This is a genomic window from Streptomyces sp. RPA4-2 (assembly GCF_012273515.2).
In the GTDB taxonomy this organism is placed as follows: domain Bacteria; phylum Actinomycetota; class Actinomycetes; order Streptomycetales; family Streptomycetaceae; genus Streptomyces; species Streptomyces kaempferi.
In genome coordinates this window covers 8,439,808-8,455,333 of the sequence record NZ_CP050975.2, presented here as the reverse complement: position 1 = coordinate 8,455,333, position 15,526 = coordinate 8,439,808, and the positions used below count along the sequence as shown (strand labels likewise).

14 protein-coding genes are annotated in these 15,526 nt (G+C 70.1%); 8 read left to right on the top strand and 6 right to left on the bottom strand.

Features of this window, described 5'->3' with window-relative positions; translation table 11 throughout:
- Positions 1 to 348 precede the first annotated feature (348 nt).
- Positions 349 to 1,299 (bottom strand): alpha/beta hydrolase, encoded by a 951-nt coding sequence (locus HEP85_RS36970; protein ID WP_168531800.1) that lies wholly within the window; start codon positions 1,297 to 1,299, stop codon positions 349 to 351.
- Between the two features lie 163 nt (positions 1,300 to 1,462).
- Positions 1,463 to 2,251, bottom strand: a complete 789-nt coding sequence (locus HEP85_RS36965) for a DUF427 domain-containing protein (protein WP_168531799.1) — start codon at positions 2,249 to 2,251, stop codon at positions 1,463 to 1,465.
- A gap of 308 nt (positions 2,252 to 2,559) precedes the next feature.
- On the opposite strand from HEP85_RS36965, the gene HEP85_RS36960 reads away from it, so the two are divergent.
- The 4 genes from HEP85_RS36960 to HEP85_RS36945 all read left to right on the top strand — a co-directional run bounded on the left by HEP85_RS36960 (position 2,560) and on the right by HEP85_RS36945 (position 6,295).
- Positions 2,560 to 3,030: a carboxymuconolactone decarboxylase family protein gene (locus tag HEP85_RS36960; RefSeq protein WP_168531798.1), complete on the top strand. Its 471-nt coding sequence runs from the start codon at positions 2,560 to 2,562 to the stop codon at positions 3,028 to 3,030.
- A gap of 185 nt (positions 3,031 to 3,215) precedes the next feature.
- Entirely contained in the window at positions 3,216 to 4,145 is a 930-nt protein-coding gene (locus HEP85_RS36955; RefSeq protein WP_248002237.1) for an alpha/beta fold hydrolase, read from the top strand.
- Positions 4,142 to 5,677: an MFS transporter gene (locus HEP85_RS36950; protein ID WP_168531796.1), complete on the top strand. Its 1,536-nt coding sequence runs from the start codon at positions 4,142 to 4,144 to the stop codon at positions 5,675 to 5,677. Before HEP85_RS36955 ends, HEP85_RS36950 begins: the two co-directional genes overlap by 4 nt.
- A gap of 123 nt (positions 5,678 to 5,800) precedes the next feature.
- The gene (locus HEP85_RS36945) at positions 5,801 to 6,295 is read left to right on the top strand and encodes a cupin domain-containing protein (RefSeq protein WP_059267106.1); all 495 of its coding nucleotides are present in this window, start codon (positions 5,801 to 5,803) and stop codon (positions 6,293 to 6,295) included.
- 227 nt (positions 6,296 to 6,522) lie between these two features.
- On the opposite strand, the gene HEP85_RS36940 is transcribed toward HEP85_RS36945, so the two are convergent.
- A complete protein-coding gene (locus HEP85_RS36940; RefSeq protein ID WP_168531795.1) occupies positions 6,523 to 6,990 on the bottom strand; it encodes a cupin domain-containing protein in 468 nt (155 codons plus the stop codon).
- A gap of 287 nt (positions 6,991 to 7,277) precedes the next feature.
- Between HEP85_RS36940 and HEP85_RS36935 the strand changes: the two genes are divergently transcribed.
- The 4 genes from HEP85_RS36935 to HEP85_RS36920 all read left to right on the top strand — a co-directional run bounded on the left by HEP85_RS36935 (position 7,278) and on the right by HEP85_RS36920 (position 11,445).
- Complete coding sequence (locus HEP85_RS36935) at positions 7,278 to 7,577, top strand: NAD-dependent epimerase/dehydratase family protein (protein ID WP_168531794.1); 300 nt, start codon at positions 7,278 to 7,280, stop codon at positions 7,575 to 7,577.
- A 147-nt stretch (positions 7,578 to 7,724) separates the two neighbouring features.
- A complete protein-coding gene (aceE, locus tag HEP85_RS36930) occupies positions 7,725 to 10,412 on the top strand; it encodes a pyruvate dehydrogenase (acetyl-transferring), homodimeric type (protein ID WP_168531793.1) in 2,688 nt (895 codons plus the stop codon).
- A gap of 150 nt (positions 10,413 to 10,562) precedes the next feature.
- Entirely contained in the window at positions 10,563 to 10,637 is a 75-nt protein-coding gene (locus HEP85_RS36925) for a biotin/lipoyl-containing protein (protein ID WP_248002554.1), read from the top strand.
- A gap of 10 nt (positions 10,638 to 10,647) precedes the next feature.
- The gene (locus tag HEP85_RS36920; protein WP_248002236.1) at positions 10,648 to 11,445 is read left to right on the top strand and encodes a 2-oxo acid dehydrogenase subunit E2; all 798 of its coding nucleotides are present in this window, start codon (positions 10,648 to 10,650) and stop codon (positions 11,443 to 11,445) included.
- 103 nt (positions 11,446 to 11,548) lie between these two features.
- Here HEP85_RS36920 and HEP85_RS36915 read toward each other — a convergent pair whose 3' ends face one another.
- The 3 genes from HEP85_RS36915 to HEP85_RS36905 all read right to left on the bottom strand — a co-directional run bounded on the left by HEP85_RS36915 (position 11,549) and on the right by HEP85_RS36905 (position 15,157).
- A complete protein-coding gene (locus HEP85_RS36915) occupies positions 11,549 to 12,145 on the bottom strand; it encodes a GNAT family N-acetyltransferase (protein ID WP_248002235.1) in 597 nt (198 codons plus the stop codon).
- Positions 12,146 to 12,383: 238 nt separating this feature from the next.
- Positions 12,384 to 13,226, bottom strand: a complete 843-nt coding sequence (locus HEP85_RS36910) for an alpha/beta hydrolase (RefSeq protein ID WP_168531792.1) — start codon at positions 13,224 to 13,226, stop codon at positions 12,384 to 12,386.
- A 311-nt stretch (positions 13,227 to 13,537) separates the two neighbouring features.
- Complete coding sequence (locus tag HEP85_RS36905) at positions 13,538 to 15,157, bottom strand: cytochrome bc complex cytochrome b subunit (protein ID WP_369658015.1); 1,620 nt, start codon at positions 15,155 to 15,157, stop codon at positions 13,538 to 13,540.
- Positions 15,158 to 15,526: the final 369 nt, after the last annotated feature.

Below are 15,526 nucleotides of genomic sequence, written 5' to 3'. Positions count from 1 at the left end.
TGGCGTGGTGATCGACTCCGCTGGTGAACGGCTGCCGTCCCGCTAGGCGTATTCGGGCGATCCGACAACGCGGCGAGGTGCCGTAGCTGTCGTCGTGCGCCCGCCGGGGATTACGGGACAGCCCTCAGGTCCTGAACGATGTCTTCCGTCGTGCCGGTGGCATTCGCGCGTCATCCGGCGTGCAGCTGTGCCATCGCGGGGTGTTGCGGCTCTCGGCGCCGGCGGACAGACCGGATTCCGGAACCGAATTCTGCATGCCGAATTCCACCGGATCTCACGGCGTCGCGTCCGCCGGTTATCACTGCCGGTAAACCTTGTTTTCTTCGCGGAATTGCACCGCGCGAGGGATCAGTCGGTGCCGAGAGCCTCACGCAGGACGTGGATGGCCTGCTCGATTGCCGCGGTGGAGGCCTGAGTTCCGCGAACCGGATTCAGCATCATGAAGTCGTGCAGGCTGGCGTTGTAGCGGACGCTGGTGGTCGGCACGCCGGCCCGGATCAACTTGCGGGCGTAGGCTTCGCCCTCGTCGCGCAGGACGTCGTTCTCGTCGACCGCGACGAACGCCGGCGGCAGCCCCTGGAGGTCTTCCAGGGTGGCGCGCAGCGGGGAGGCCGTGATCTGGTTCCGCTCCGCCGGGTCGGTGGTGTAGGCGTTCCAGAACCACTCCATGGCCTTCGCGGTCAGGTGCGGCCCGTGGGCGAAGGTCCGGTAGCTCTCGGTGTCCTGGCCCGCGTCGGTGACGGGGTAGTACAGCGACTGGTGCCGGAAGGTCACGTCGCCGCGTTGCTTGGCCAGGTGCGTCAGGGCGGCGCTCATGTTGCCGCCGACGGAGTCACCGGCGACGACCATACGGGAGCCGTCCAGGCCTTCTTCGGAGCCCTTGGTGGTGACCCACTGGGCAGTGGCGTACGCCTGCTCGATGGCGACCGGGTACTTCGCCTCCGGGGAGCGGTCGTACTCGACGAAGACCAGGGCCGACTCCGCGCCCACGGCCAGTTCACGCACCAGACGGTCGTGGGTGCCGGCGTTGCCCAGGATCCAGCCGCCGCCGTGCACGTAGAGGATCACAGGCAGGACACCGGTGCTGCCGACGGGCTTGATGATGCGCACCCGCACGTCGCCGACCCGGGCCGGGACAGTGATCCACTTCTCGTCCACGTCGAGCTTCTCGACGGGCCCGGACTGGACGTCGTCGAGCAGTTTGCGCGCACCCTCGACACCGAGTTCGTACAGCAGCGGCGGCTTGGCGGTCGCGTCGGCGAATTCCTGTGCGGCGGGCTCGAGAATGATCTCACTCACGGCATGCTCCTTGTGAGGTGGTGGGTTTTGGTGCTTTCCACCTCATGAGACCGGGCCGGGAGTCGATGTGTGACGCGCCGGGGAAATCGGCACGGTAATAACTCACCGGCCACGGCCTTCTCAGACAGAGTCCGCGCCGGCCCGAGCCGCCGATCCGGAGTCGTCAGTCAGAGACCACCTGGACGGGGTCGGCGGGCTTCGGCAGCAGGAAGCCGTCGACGTACAGATCGACGTGCTCGTTGTAGAACGCGGTCAGCCCGGCGATGCGGTTGGCGTGGATGGTCGGGAAGTCGTACGTCCAGGCGATGTCCTCGTGGGAGGCGGTGCCGCTGTCGAACGACCAGTAGCTGCTCGTCGTCCCCTTGTACGGGCATCGGGTCACCGTGTCCGAATGCCGCAACCGGGTCCAGTCGACGGTCGTGCGGTCGAGGTAGTAGCGGGTCGGCAGGCCGGTCTCGAACAGCTTCACGCAATCGGGGGCCTCCGCCAGCACGACACCGTCGAGCTCGACTCGGACGCTGCTGCCGGAACGCAGGGCGTCCACGCGGGAGTAGGGGCTCCGGGGGTGAACGAAGACCGGCTCCTCCTCCTCGAACCAGGAGTCCAGCGCCTCCCAGTCGAAGCGCACGGTGTCGTGCAGGGCTCTCGGGGCGCCGTCCCCCCAGACCCACGCCGAACCCGCGCGGACCTCCGGCCCGACCCGCAGGGTGTGCCGGTGCGCGGGGCCGGCACCGAGTTGCTCCGTGTGCTTGTCGTCGTGGAGCACACCGTCCACCATGTCCTCGACCGGAATGCTGAACTGGGGATAGGCCTGCCATTCCCACACGTACAGCGCGCGGCGGGTGTCGAAGACGACACGTCCGCCGATCATTCCCCGGATGCGGCGGGGAACGGGTTCGACGTGCCCGATCGGGACGATCAGGCTTGGGTGCAAGACATTTTCGGTTGCCATGGTGATCACCTTGAGTTCGCTGATGGCGGGCTCGCCGTGTCCGGTGTCCGCAGACCCCGGCGAGACCGCGGTTGCTCGGGCCGACGGCCCTCACCCGTTCGCTCGATGTTATCGACTGTGCCGGGGGCGGCACCTGAAAGCGAGGTGTGACCACAAGTTGTCGTCACACGGTGTTCCATGTCGGTGCGTCGCGCCGGTCCAGAGGGCGGCCCGGTCCGACGGGAGGGGCGTCGGCGACACACGATGTCACAGATCCAGGGTGCTCCCGGTCAGGGGGCTGTAACCGTTCCGTCCTGAGGAGATCCATCATGGACGCGCGTATCAACTACTTCGGCAACGCCCTTGCCGCCAAGGTCATTAAGCACCTGAACTCAGCCGGCGCGGCGGTGCACGGGGCCCTTCCGGTCACCACTCAGGAGCTGGTGAAGATCCGTGCCAGCCAGATCAACGGCTGCGGTTTCTGCACCGACATGCACACCAAGGACGCCCTCGCCGCGGGTGAGGAACAGCAGCGTCTGAACCTGGTGGCCGTGTGGCGCGAGGCCACGGTCTTCACCGACGAAGAGCGCGCGGCGCTGGAGCCGGCCGAGCAGGGCACCCGCATCGCGGACGGCTCGGACGGCGTGTCGGACGAGGCATGGGCGAACGCCGCGAAGCACTACGACGACGACCAGCTCGCCGCACTGATCTCCCTGATCGCCGTCATCAACGCCTACAACCGCATCAACGTCATCAACCGGCAGCCCGCCGGCGGCTACCAGCCGGGCATGTTCGGCTGAGCCGGACGGTCCAGGTCCGGCCGACCGGACCTGGACCGTCCGTCGCCCGGCCACATCGCACGCGGAACGACGGCCGTCGTCATCCGGGCGACCCCACGTCCCGGCGAAGTGTGGCTAGCCCCATGGGCAACGGATTCCAGAGGACTCTCATGTCAGAACGCCACGTACTCGCCCCTCTCCGACGAGTGAGCACCGACGTACTGGAAGTCGCCTATTACGAGACGGGCTCCGCGGAGAACGACACCGTGCTGCTCCTGCACGGTTTCCCCTACGACATCCACAGCTACGTGGACGTGGCCCCGCTGCTCGCGGACAGCGGGTTCCGGGTCGTCGTCCCCTGTCTGCGCGGCCATGGGCCCACCAGGTTCCTTTCCGGATCGACTCCGCGCTCGGGTCAACAGGCCGCCCTGGGCGCCGACACCGTCGCCTTCATGGACGCCCTGGGCGTGGAGCGGGCCTACCTCGCCGGATATGACTGGGGCGGGCGAGCCGCCAACGTCGCCGCGGCCCTGTGGCCCGAGCGCGTCCTCGGCCTGGTCTCGGTCAACAGCTACCTCATCCAGGACATCGGTGCGGCGGCCAAGCCCCTCGCGCCCGAACTGGAGGCGGGCTTCTGGTACTTCTTCTACTTCCTCACCGAGCGGGGCAGGGCCGGTCTGGCCGGCGATCCCCAGGGGGTCGCGCGGGTGATCTGGCGGCGGAACTCCCCCGAGTGGCAGTTCAGCGATCACGATCTAGAGCGGGCCGCGCAGGCCTTCGCCAATCCCGACTACACCGACATCGTGCTCCATTCGTACCGGCACCGGCTCGGTTTCGCGCCGGGCGCCGAGGCATACGCCGGCCTTGAGGCACGACTCGCCGAGCTGCCCGCGATCACGGTTCCCGCCGTCACTCTCGACGGCACGGTCGACGGCAACTTCCCCGCCACGGACGGCTCCCCGACCGCCCGTCACTTCACCGGCCCCCGGCTCCACCGCAAGGTGGCGGGCGCCGGCCACAACCTCCCGCAGGAGCGCCCCGAGGCGTTCGCGGCAGCCGTACGCGACGTGCGCGTCCTGCGGCAGGAGAACGCGAGCCACGACCGCCTCGCCGGACGGCGCCAGGACACGACATGAATCTCTCTCCCGCTCCGGAGGGCCCCGCCTCCCTCCGCCTCGCCAGTGCCCGTGGACGGTGGACCCTGCTGGCCACCGTCCTGGGATCCAGCGTCGTGCTGCTCGGCTCGACCGTCACCAACGTCGCGCTGCCGCAGATCGGCGACGACTTCGACGCCGACCTCGCCGTCCTCCAATGGACGGTGAACGGCTACATGCTGACCCTGGCGGGCCTGATCCTGGTGGGCGGCTCCCTGGGCGACCGTTTCGGGCGCCGCCGCGTCTTCGTCCTGGGCACCGTGTGGTTCGCGCTGTCCTCCCTGCTGTGTGGCCTGGCCCCGGACACCGCCACACTGATCGCCGCCCGGGCCCTGCAGGGTGTCGGCGGTGCTCTGCTGACCCCCGGCTCACTGGCGATCATCGAGGCCTCCTTCCACCCGGACGACCGGCCTCGCGCGATCGGCCTGTGGTCGGGCTTCGGCGGTATCGGCGCCGCCCTCGGGCCGTTCCTCGGCGGGTGGCTGGTGGACGGCCCCGGCTGGCGTTGGACCTTCCTGCTGAGCATCCTCCCGGCGCTGGTGTGCGTTCCCGTCGCGCTGCGCCACGTCCCGGAGTCCGTGGGCACGACCCCAGAGGACGCGGTCGGCACGGCCTGCGCGGGGCCCCGACGGGGACTCGGCTTCGACATACCCGGCGCCGTTCTGGGCGCTCTGGCGCTCGCCCTGGTCACGTACGCGCTGACCGAGGCACGCGCCGGCGGTCCGGTGGTCATGGCCGCGGCCGCCGGCGGCGTCGTGGCGGGCGCAGCGTTCCTCCGCGTGGAGCGGCGCAGCATTAACCCGATGATGCCGCCGGCGATCTTCTCGTCCCGGCAGTTCACCGCCGTCAACCTGATCACCCTGTGCGTCTATGCGGGCACGGGCGGGTACTTCTTCCTGACCGCTCTGCAACTGCAGATCGTCGTCGGATACTCAGCGCTGGCGGCCGGAGCGGCCATGCTGCCCAACACCGTGCTGATGCTGCTGTTCTCATCCCACTCCGGGATGCTCGCGCAGCGGCTGGGTCCGCGAACTCCGCTCACCGTCGGGCCGCTGGTGTGCGGAGCGGGCATGCTCATGATGCTGCGGGTTGGTCCGGGAGCCTCCTACCTGCGGGACGTCCTCCCTGCTCAGCTGGTGATGGGGGCCGGCATGGTCATCATGGTCGCTCCGCTGACCGTGACCCTGCTGTCCTCGGTGGACGCCTCGAACGCCGGGCTGGCCAGCGGCATCAACAACGCCGCGGCGCGGGCGGCCGGGCTGGTGTCCGTGGCGGCGCTGCCGCTGCTGGTCGGGATGGGACCGGACGCCTACCGGTCGGACGCGGCCTTCGACGCATCGTTCAGCCGGGCCATGCCGCTGTGCGCGGGCCTGCTGGCCGTCGGTGCGTCGGTCGCCTTCGGCATGCTACGGCAGACCGCAGCGGCTGCTCATCCGCCGCACGGGCGGACGCACGGCTGGCTGATGGAGCCGCCCCTGGTGTCCCGCTTCAGCCGTCACCAAGCCGTCGAATGACACCCGGCCGGGGCCCCGGCTGTCACACCGGTGGGAGCCCACCGGTCTCGTTGTTGAGAGGACCGCTGTCCCGCGGTCCGCGTCGGCGCACCACAACACGCCGACCTAGGAAAGGATGCAGACATGTCGTACCCGTACCCGGAGCAGAAGTACTGGGGTGAGGACGGTGAGGTCAGCGCCGTCTTCCGCCCCGCCACCACACCCCCGGCCATCGGCGAGAGCGGCACCGGGAAAGACGCCACCCACTATCTGGCGACCACCGGCACCACACGGGGTGAGTTCGGGCTGTACCGGGTCGAGATGCGGCCCCGGGCGGGCGGCCCCAAGACCCATTTCCACAAGCGGATCTCGGAGTCGTTCTACATCCTGGACGGCACAGTGCGCGTGTTCGACGGCGTGCAGTGGGTCGACGCGCGCAAGGGAGACTTCCTGCACGTGCCCCAGGGCGGGCTGCACGCCTTCCGGAACGACTCCGACGCCCCGGCCGACATGCTGCTCCTGTTCACCCCAGGCGCCCCGCGCGAGGAGTACTTCGAGCAGGTGTCACAGCTGGCACACGCTTCGGAGGAGGAGCGTGCCGCGTTCTTCGACAAGCACGACTCGTACTTCGTGGAATAGGAACCACCGACAGGCGGGGCCCCGCGCCTGTGACACCGGTCGTCGCCGGGATGTCACTGGCGCGGGGCCCTGTCTCCGCACCGGGGACTGCCGCCCCGCCATGTTGCCACCGCCGCCCTCCCGCGCAGGCTCCCGCCCGGTGAGTGACGGCACAGGGCCGGGCGCCGTCCACCGGCGGTGGACGGCGCCCGGCCCTGCGGGGGATCAGGCGGTGGGCCCTGCGGGGATCAGGCGGTGGGCCGCGGGGCGCGAAGGTGGGCGCGCTCCTTCAGCTCCTCCTCGTCCACCAGCTCGAGCATGGGCTTGCCGGGGGCGCACATCATGGTGACGACAAACTCGGTCCGCTCGTCGGCGAGGGCGTTGCCGTCCTGGTAGTGGATGGCGTCGCCGCCCGGCTCCCAGAAGGTGCCGCCGGCCTCGACGACGCGCTCGGGCTCGCCCTCGAGTTCGAAGCGCACGGCGCCCTTGATGACATAGCCGAACGCCGGGCCGGAGTGGCGGTGCGGCGGGGTGCCGGGGTCACCGGGCTCCCACTGGACGTGGATGGTCATCGCCGAGGCACCCTCGGGAATGGTGATCGGTGCGGCGTCCTGAAGCATTTTCGCCGCTCGGGTCCAGCTCGGGCCGTCCTCGCCGCCGGTTCCGTGACCGTGTCCGTCGTGGCCGTGGTGGGCGTGCTGTGAGTTCTCCGACACTGAATCGCACCTCCGTGGTTCCACCGTGTCCGGGCGGTCCGTCGTCCGCCGTCACGGTGGTCATGTCCGGTCGTGAAGACCGCTCCACCCATCTGACCGGGGGTCCGGCGGATCTGTGACACGGGCGACGGCCGGCCGTGTCCGGCACCCGGGAGCGCCCGGCCCGGTGTCACAGGAAACGGACCCGTCCTGTCTAGGTGTGACGAGCACGGTGGCACGCCAACGTCCGCCACCGTCGCCCACGGAGACCCAGCGGGGTCATCGGCCCCCCAATGGAAGAGATCCAGATGAGAGTCGTCGTCGCAGGTGCCACCGGTCTGATCGGTTCCAGGACCGTCACCGGGCTCCGGGACCACGGCGTGGAGGTGGTGCCGGTCGTCGGCGGCGCGCAGCGCCCGGTCGAGGCCTCGTCCGGTGCTGACGGTGACCCCTTCGCCGCCGCAGAGCTCCGGCTCCGGGACGCCACCGCCGAGGTGCTGACCGCCCGGGGCCGGCCCCGCCCGGTGATCACCGACACGCGTGCCCCGTTCTTCGGCGCGGTGCTCGGGGAGCGAGCCCTCCTTCCCAGGCCGGACGCCCATCTGTGACGTCACAGGTTCACCCAGTGGCTCCAGAACCACTGAGGCCACCGGCGGCGACGCGTCACCGCCCGTGCTTCCCACCCGTCGCCCCGCTGCACGCACCGTGTCCGCGGCCGACGCCGCCGACACCCACGCCGTGCCAGGAAGGCTGCCATGAGTAATCCGTCCCGGCCCACTGAGGCCACTCTGATCAGTGAGCTCGACCAGCTACCCGACCGTGACCGCGAGGAGACCGCCGAATGGCAGGCCTCCCTCGACGCCGTCGTGCGGAACGCCGGGCCGGAGCGGGCGGTGTACCTGATGCGGCGAGTGCACGAGTTCGCCGCGAAGTCCGGCACGTCCCTGCCGGGGCTGTTGTCCTCGGACTACATCAACACCGTGCCGGCCGCCGCGCAGCCCGTGTTCGACGGCGACTTGGCGCTGGAGTCCAGGATCACCGCGCTCAACCGGTGGAACGCCGCGGCGATGGTCACCCGCGGTTCGCGACTGGGGCTGGGTGGCCACATCTCCACCTACGCGTCGGCGGCTTGGCTCTACGAGATCGGGTTCAACCACTTCTTCCGGGGCAAGGACGGTGACGGCTCGGGCGACCAGCTGTTCCTCCAGGGGCACGCCTCGCCGGGCATCTATGCCCGGATGTTCCTCGAAGGGCGGCTGAGCACGGAACAACTGGACGCCTTCCGGCGGGAGGCGGGCGGTCACGGTCTGCCGTCCTACCCGCACCCCCGGCGGCTGCCGTGGCTGTGGGAGTTCCCGACGGTGTCCATGGGCCTTGGCCCGCTCGGCGCCGTCTACCAGGCCCGCTTCAACCGCTATCTGCGGGCTCGCGGCATCAAGGACACCTCCGCCTCCCGGGTGTGGGCGTTCCTGGGCGACGGGGAGATGGACGAGCCGGAGTCCATGGCCGCCCTGGCACTGGCCTCTCGCGAGGGCCTGGACAACCTGACCTTCGTCATCAACTGCAATCTGCAGCGCCTGGACGGGCCGGTACGGTCCAACTCGAAGATCGTCCAGGAGCTGGAGGCACGGTTCCGCGGCGCGGGCTGGAACGTGGTCAAGACCCTGTGGGGCGAGGCCTGGGACCCGCTGCTGGAGCAGGACACCACCGGCCGGCTGGTGCGGCGCCTGGGCGAGGTGCCCGACGCGCAGATGCAGACTCTGGCCGCGCGGGACGCGGCCTACATACGCAACAACTTCTTCACCGGTGATGCCCTGTCCGCCCTCTCCGCCTCCCTGAGCGACGCGCAGGTGGTCGAGCTGTTCGAGAACTCCCGGGGCGGACACGAGCCGTTGAAGGTGTACGCCGCCTACCGGGCCGCGGTGAACCACCGGGACGCGCCGACGGTGATCCTCGCCCAGACGGTCAAGGGGCACACCCTGGGCCCGGCGTTCGAGTCCCGCAACGCCAACCACCAGATGAAGAAGCTCACGATGGATCAGTTCCGGGTGCTGCGCGACCTGCTGAAGCTTCCCATTCCGGACAGCGCGCTCGCCGGCGACGAGGTCCCGTACTGGCACCCGGGGGAGAACTCGCCCGAGGTGCGGTACCTGCGCGAGCGCCGGGCCGCCCTGGGCGGTCCCGCGCCTGTCCGGCGGGTGGTCGCCAAGCCGTTGCCGGAACCGCCCGGCGCACCCTTCGAGGCGTTGGAGAAGGGCTCCGGCCACCAGGAGGTCGCCACCACGATGGCGCTGGTCCGGCTGGTGAAGGACCTGATGCGCGACCCCCGAGGCGGAACCCGCTGGGTGCCGATCATCCCCGACGAGGCCCGTACCTTCGGCATGGAATCGATGTTCCCCACGGTCGGCATCTACTCGCCGCTCGGCCAGAACTACGATCCGGTCGACGCGGACCAGCTGCTCCACTACAAGGAGAGCACCACCGGGCAGCTGCTCATCGAGGGCATCACGGAGGCCGGTTCCGTGGCCGAGTTCGCCGCTGCGGCGACCTCGTACGCCACGCACGGCGAGCCGATGATCCCTTTCTACATCTTCTACGCCATGTTCGGTTTCCAGCGCACCGGCGACCAGTTCTGGGCGCTCGGCGACCAGATGGGCCGCGGCTTCGTGGTCGGCGGCACCGCGGGGCGCACGACCATGACTGGTGAGGGTCTGCAGCACGGGGACGGGCATTCGCACCTGCTGGCCGCCACCAATCCGGCGGCGATCAGTTACGACCCGGCCTTCGCCTACGAGATCGCGGTGATCGTCCGGGACGGTCTGCGCCGGATGTATGGCGAGCGGCCCGAGAACGTCTTCTACTACCTGACCGTGTACAACGAGCCGAAGCATCAGCCGGCCATGCCGACGGTCCCCGGCATCGAGGAGGGCATCGTCCGGGGCATCTACCGGTTCCGGCCCGCCGACCCCGCCGTGACCGGACCCCGGCTCCAGGTGCTGTCTTCCGGCACGGCCATTCACTGGGCGCTGCGCGCACAGGAACTTCTCGCCGCCGACTGGAACGTGCTCGCCGACGTGTGGTCGGTGACGTCCTGGACGGAACTGCGCCGGGACGCGATGCGGGCCGACGATGCCCGGATGCGCGGTGAGGAGCGTACGCCGTTCATCACCCGGTCCCTGGCCGGTGCGCCGGGGCCGGTGCTGGCCGTCAGCGACTGGATGCGGCAGGTTCCCGACCAGATCAGCCAGTGGGTCGAGCAGGACTACTACTCCCTGGGCACCGACGGTTTCGGTCTGTCCGACACCCGTGAGGACGCGCGCCGCTACTTCCGGGTGGACGCCGAGTCGATCGTGGTGACCGCACTGGACCGGCTGGCCCGGGCAGGGCAGGTCCCCCGGGCGACCGTCGCGAAGGCCCGCGCGCGCTACGGCCTCGACCTGTGAGCGGCGACGTGGCGCCACTGACCCCGTGCGACCCAGCCGTGGACGACAGGTTCGGGTCCCCCGCGCCCTGCCGAGCCGTGAGGAGCTGAACGACATCATGACGGTTTCCGTGACCCTGCCGGCCCTCGGCGAGCCGTCACCGAGGGCACCGTGACCCGCTGGCTGAAACAGGTCGGCGAGCGCGTCGAGGCCGACGAGCCTTTGCTGGAGGTCTCTACCGACTAGGTCGACACCGATGTCGACGCCAGTCGCGCCGGTGTCACCCGCGCTCGCTGTCCCGACCACTCCGACGGCGGGGGCATTCACGCAGCGCGGCCGGACGGTCCGGATGGCCCGCATCCGCAGAGCCATCGGGGAGAACCTGAAGAAGGCCCTGCTGGGGCAGGCGCAACTGACCACCACGGTCGAGGCCGACGTCACCCGGCTGATGCGGCTGCGAGAGCGGGCGAAGGACAGTTTCCTGACCCGCGAGGGCGTCAAGCTGTCCCCGACGCCCTTCTTCGTCAAGGCCGCCGCCCAGGCGCTGAAGGCGCATCCGGTCGTCAATGCCAGGATCAACGAGGACGAAGAGACCATCACCTACTTCGACACCGAGAACGTCGGCATCGCGGTCGACACGGAGAGCGGTCTGATGACCCCGGTCGTCAAGGCCGCGGGCGACCTGACCGTCGCCGGGATCGCCCGGGCCGTCCACGACCTGGCCGACCGGGCCCGCAGTGGCCACCTCACCCCCGACGTCGTGTCCGGCGCGACCTTCACGATCTCCGACACAGGCTCGCGTGGGGCCACAGCGTCATCGTGCCACCGGGCCAGGCCGCGATCCTGGGCGTGGGCGCCACGGTCAGAAGGCCCGGAGTCGTGGCGCAGCGGTGGCGAGGACCTGATCGGCATCCGGGACCTGGTGCACCTGTCGCCGTCGTACGACCACCGGCTCGTGGACGGTGCGGATGCGGCTCGCTACCCGACCACGGTCAGGGAGATCCTGGAGTCCGCGGCGTTCGAGGACGACCTGTACCCCGACGCCGCGACGTGAGGAGGTGCCGGTGCGGGCGACGGCCCGCTCCGGCTGTGCGCCGTGGTCCCGGTGGCCGCGCCGAACGCCGTACCGCGACCGACGGACCCGGGAACGCTCGCGATCACCGATGCTCGGCGCGGAGGGAGCCTCGCCGTCGGCGGGTGGGCGAGCCGGCCGCCAGGTCACGGACGTGGATCCAGGCGGTGACGCCGCCGGCCTCCTCCCTGCGGTGCACGGGCACGGGCGCGTGGCCCAGGACGGCGGCCATGCGTTCGTCACCGGACAGGACGAGGCCGTAGAGCGTCGCCCAGCCGCCCATGAGCGCGTGGTGGCCCAGGTGGCGCAGCATGCGGGTGCCCAGGCCACGGCCCTGCCAGGCGTCCTCGACGAGGAGCGCGGCCTCCACGGCCGAATGGTCCGGCATCAGATGACCCACGGCGACGATGCGCCCCGTGGTGTCCCGTGCGGCCAGATGGATCGAACCGGGGCGGCCCAGCAGTGTGGGCAGGTAGGTCCGGGGATCGGGCATCGCCCGGTGGTAGCGGCTCCACAGGGTCTGCGATGAACAGCGACGATGCATCGCCACGGTGGCGGGGAGGTCGTCGGGGCCTATCGGGATGATCCGCGGTTCGCGGCGCATGAGTTCGTCCTTGCCCGGCCGGGCGTGGTGCAGCACCTGCGCGGCGGACCGGCGGTCGATGGAGCGGGGTGGGAACACCTGGCCGGCCGCACCGGCCGAGTGTGACAACGCCGACGAACCGTGCCACCGGAGCGGGTGTGGCCGCGGAGAACGAGCGGCCTGGACCGGTACCAGGGCCGCCGTTCTCCTCGCCGGCCGGCACGTCGCCCTGCCGTGTTCGCCCACGGGTGTCCTGCCGCCGTCACCGTCCAGGCAGCAGGACACCTTGGGGGCCTCAGCAGCGACTCGGTCGGCGCGTGGGCGCTGCGCGGATGGGTCAGCGCACCGAGCCGGCGGCTTCCTCGATGACGTCGGTGACCTTCCTGGGGTGCGAGACGCTCACCGCGTGGGACGACCGGACCTCCGTGGTGTGGGCGCCGGCTCGCTCTGCCATGAACTCCTGGGCCTTCGGCGGGATGTTGAGGTCCTGCGTGGCGATCAGGTCCCAGGAGGGGATGGTCTTCCAGGCCGGCTCGGCCGCGCCCTCGGTCAGGGCAGCGTTGGTGACCGGTCGCTGAGTGAGGGCCATCAGGTCGGTCTCGTCACGGGGCACGTCCGCCGCGAACTGGTGCCGGAACTTGTCGTTCTGGATGTAGAGGTCGGTGCCCTGGGAGCCGTCCGCGTTCGTGAACGGCACGGAGCGCAGCGCTTCGCCGAGAGTGCTGCCGGGGAACTTCCCCGACAGGTCGACCGCGCTCTCGCCCTTCTCGGGGAGGAAGGCGGCAAGGTAGACCAGAGCCTTGACGTTCTTGTTGCCGACGGCGGCATTGCTGATCACCGAGCCGCCGTAGGAGTGACCGGCCAGGACCACGGGACCCTCGATGCCGGCCAGAACGTCCTTGAGGTAGGCGGAGTCGCCGCTCAGGGAGCGCAGCGGGTTGGCGACGGCGACCACCGGATAACCGTCGTGCCGGAGCCTTCGCATGACGCCGTTCCAGCTCGTGGAGTCGGCGAACGCGCCATGGACCAGGACGACGGTGGGCTTGGGCCCCTGTGAGGTGGTGTTCTTGGCGGCGGAGGCGGGGGCGACCGTGGTGACGAGCAGGCCTGCGACGACGGTGGCGCCGGCCAGAACGGTGAGGGAGACACGGGCCCGGCTGGTGCGGGAGGTGCGGTTCATGTGGAGTGCCTTTCGGAACGGATGGGTGCGTCCCGCTCCCGAAGGGGGGAACGGGTGGTGTGCTGATGGCCGGCGACCCCGCACGGCCCGCTGCTCGGGCACAGGTGAGGTGCGCCGCGGGTGTGCCGACGGCACGTCGCCGCTGCGCGGAGGAAGGCCGCTCGGGTCGGCGGGACGGAGGTCCCGCAGGGCGAACTGCCGTGCGCCGTGGCCTGGTTGCTGGCAGTTCCTTCGTCGCCTTTCACCCCTATGACCGGAGAACCGTCGAAGGCGTGACATGTCGCGACGACGGTTCCGGGTGGGGGGATCGTTCAGGACCGGTGCCGGCCGCTGATCTCCCGGTACTCGGCCGCCGTGGGCTTGGGGATCTGTGCACCCGGGCCGTAGAGGACGCGGCTGAGCCTGCCGCGCAGGCGCTGGGTTCGGCTGGGCATGGCGCCGTCCACGTCCGGCACGGGTGCGGCCCGCAGGGGCGAATACTGCTCGTGGGCGGTCAGGGCGTGCAGCCGCGCCTGGCTGAGCGGCTCATGGATCTCCACGTACTCGCCGTGCGGAAGACGTTTGATGACGCCGCTCTCGCGCCCGTGCAGCACGTTGTCGCGGTCTCGCCGCTGCAGGCCCAGTGCCAGGCGTTTGGTGACGAGGAAGGTCAGGACCGGCACGACGAACAGGCCGATGCGCACGGTCCAGGTGACGTCATTGACAGAGACGTGCAGCCGGGTGGCGATCACGTCGTTGGCGGCACCCATGAGGGCCACCGCGTAGACGCTGAGCCAGGCCACGCCCAGGGCGGTGCGCACCGGGCGGTTGCGGGGGCGGTCCAGCAGGTGCTGGTCGCGGTCGTCGTCCGTGACCCAGGCCTCGAGGAAGGGGTAGGCACCCATGGCCAGGAAGAGCAGCACGCCGATCAGCAGGGGCAGGACGTTGTCCAGGGCCAGGGTGTGGCCCCAGAAGCTGATTTCCCAGCCGGGCATGACGCGCAGGAAGCCGTCGGCGACGCCCATGTACCAGTCGGGCTGGGAGTCGGCGGACACCTGGTCGGGACGGAAGGGCCCGTATTTCCACACGGGGTTGATCTGCGCGACGGCCGCCATGAAGAAGATCACGCCGGACACGAGGAAGAAGTAGCCGCCGGCCTTGACGGCGTACACCCGGAACGGGAGGCCGACGACGTTGCTGTTGGTACGGCCCGGTCCGGGATGCTGGGTGTGCCGGTGAAGTACGGCCAGGGCCAGGTGGCCGGCGAGCAGAGCGATCATCAGTGCGGGGATGACCAGGATGTGGATGGTGTTGAAGCGGGCGGTCAGGTCGTGGCCGGGGAACTCACCGCCGAAGAGGAAGAACGACAGGTAGGTCCCGACGACCGGCATCGAGAGGATCGTGCCGTTCACGACCTGCAGGCCGGTTCCGGACAGAAGGTCGTCGGGCAGGTCGTAGCCGGTCAGACCGGCGAACATAGCCAGGAGGAGTAGCAGGAACCCGAATATCCAGTTCAGCTCCCGTGGCTTGCGGAACGCGCCCGTGAAGAAGACCCGCAGCATGTGCACGAACACGGCGGCGACGAAGACCAGTGCCGCCCAGTGGTGGGCCTGGCGGATGAGCAGACCGCCACGGACGTCGAAGGAGATGTGCAGGGTCGAGTTGAAGGCCTCCGACATCAGCTGTCCCCGCAACGGGGTGTAAGTGCCCTGGTACGCCACGAGTTCGGAGGAAGGGTGGAAGTAGCAGCTCAGGTAGACGCCGGTGAGCAGGAGGACGACGAAGCTGTAGAGCGCGATCTCGCCGAGCATGAACGACCAGTGGTCCGGAAAGGCCAGACGCCGAGCGGAACGGGCCAGGCGGCGGTAGCCCAGTCGGCTGTCCGACCATTGGGCCAGCCTCTCCCCGGTGCGCCTCTGCCCCGGCTCGGCCGGCCGGCTGTCGTTGGCCATCTCTTCACCCTTCGTTTCTGCGTCACCCGAAGCTCGCTGCGTCCGGTGCCGAGGTCCCCCTGCCGCGGGGCCTCGGCACCGGCGCGTGCAAGGGCTTCCGATCGCCGTGCAGCGTGGCTGTCCGTGCCGGGCACCGACGCCTTCCTCGAAGAAGCGGCTCGGCGCCGGCCGGTGCGCCACACGAGCCGTCTCCCGTGGTGGCGCCGTCCGTGGCGATCCGGTGGTCCGCGGCGCTGCGGACCCCGCTCGGCACGGGCCGGAGGAACGCGCATACAGCACAGCGCGGCCGACTCGTCCGTGGCTGTGCTGTTCGGGCAGGATTCGTGAACTGCTGTCGTAGGCATGACCGGCGAGCCGGCTTCGGTGTGA

Excerpts from the sequence above, each read along its gene's own strand:
- HEP85_RS36965 (WP_168531799.1), bottom strand. The coding sequence starts at position 2,251 with ATGGCAACCGAAAATGTCTTGCACCCAAGCCTGATCGTCCCGATCGGG.
- HEP85_RS36960 (WP_168531798.1), top strand. The coding sequence starts at position 2,560 with ATGGACGCGCGTATCAACTACTTCGGCAACGCCCTTGCCGCCAAGGTC.
- HEP85_RS36950 (WP_168531796.1), top strand. The coding sequence starts at position 4,142 with ATGAATCTCTCTCCCGCTCCGGAGGGCCCCGCCTCCCTCCGCCTCGCC.
- HEP85_RS36945 (WP_059267106.1), top strand. The coding sequence starts at position 5,801 with ATGTCGTACCCGTACCCGGAGCAGAAGTACTGGGGTGAGGACGGTGAG.
- HEP85_RS36935 (WP_168531794.1), top strand. The coding sequence starts at position 7,278 with ATGAGAGTCGTCGTCGCAGGTGCCACCGGTCTGATCGGTTCCAGGACC.
- aceE (WP_168531793.1), top strand. The coding sequence starts at position 7,725 with ATGAGTAATCCGTCCCGGCCCACTGAGGCCACTCTGATCAGTGAGCTC.
- HEP85_RS36920 (WP_248002236.1), top strand. The coding sequence starts at position 10,648 with ATGTCGACGCCAGTCGCGCCGGTGTCACCCGCGCTCGCTGTCCCGACC.
- HEP85_RS36910 (WP_168531792.1), bottom strand. The coding sequence starts at position 13,226 with ATGAACCGCACCTCCCGCACCAGCCGGGCCCGTGTCTCCCTCACCGTT.
- HEP85_RS36905 (WP_369658015.1), bottom strand. The coding sequence starts at position 15,157 with ATGGCCAACGACAGCCGGCCGGCCGAGCCGGGGCAGAGGCGCACCGGG.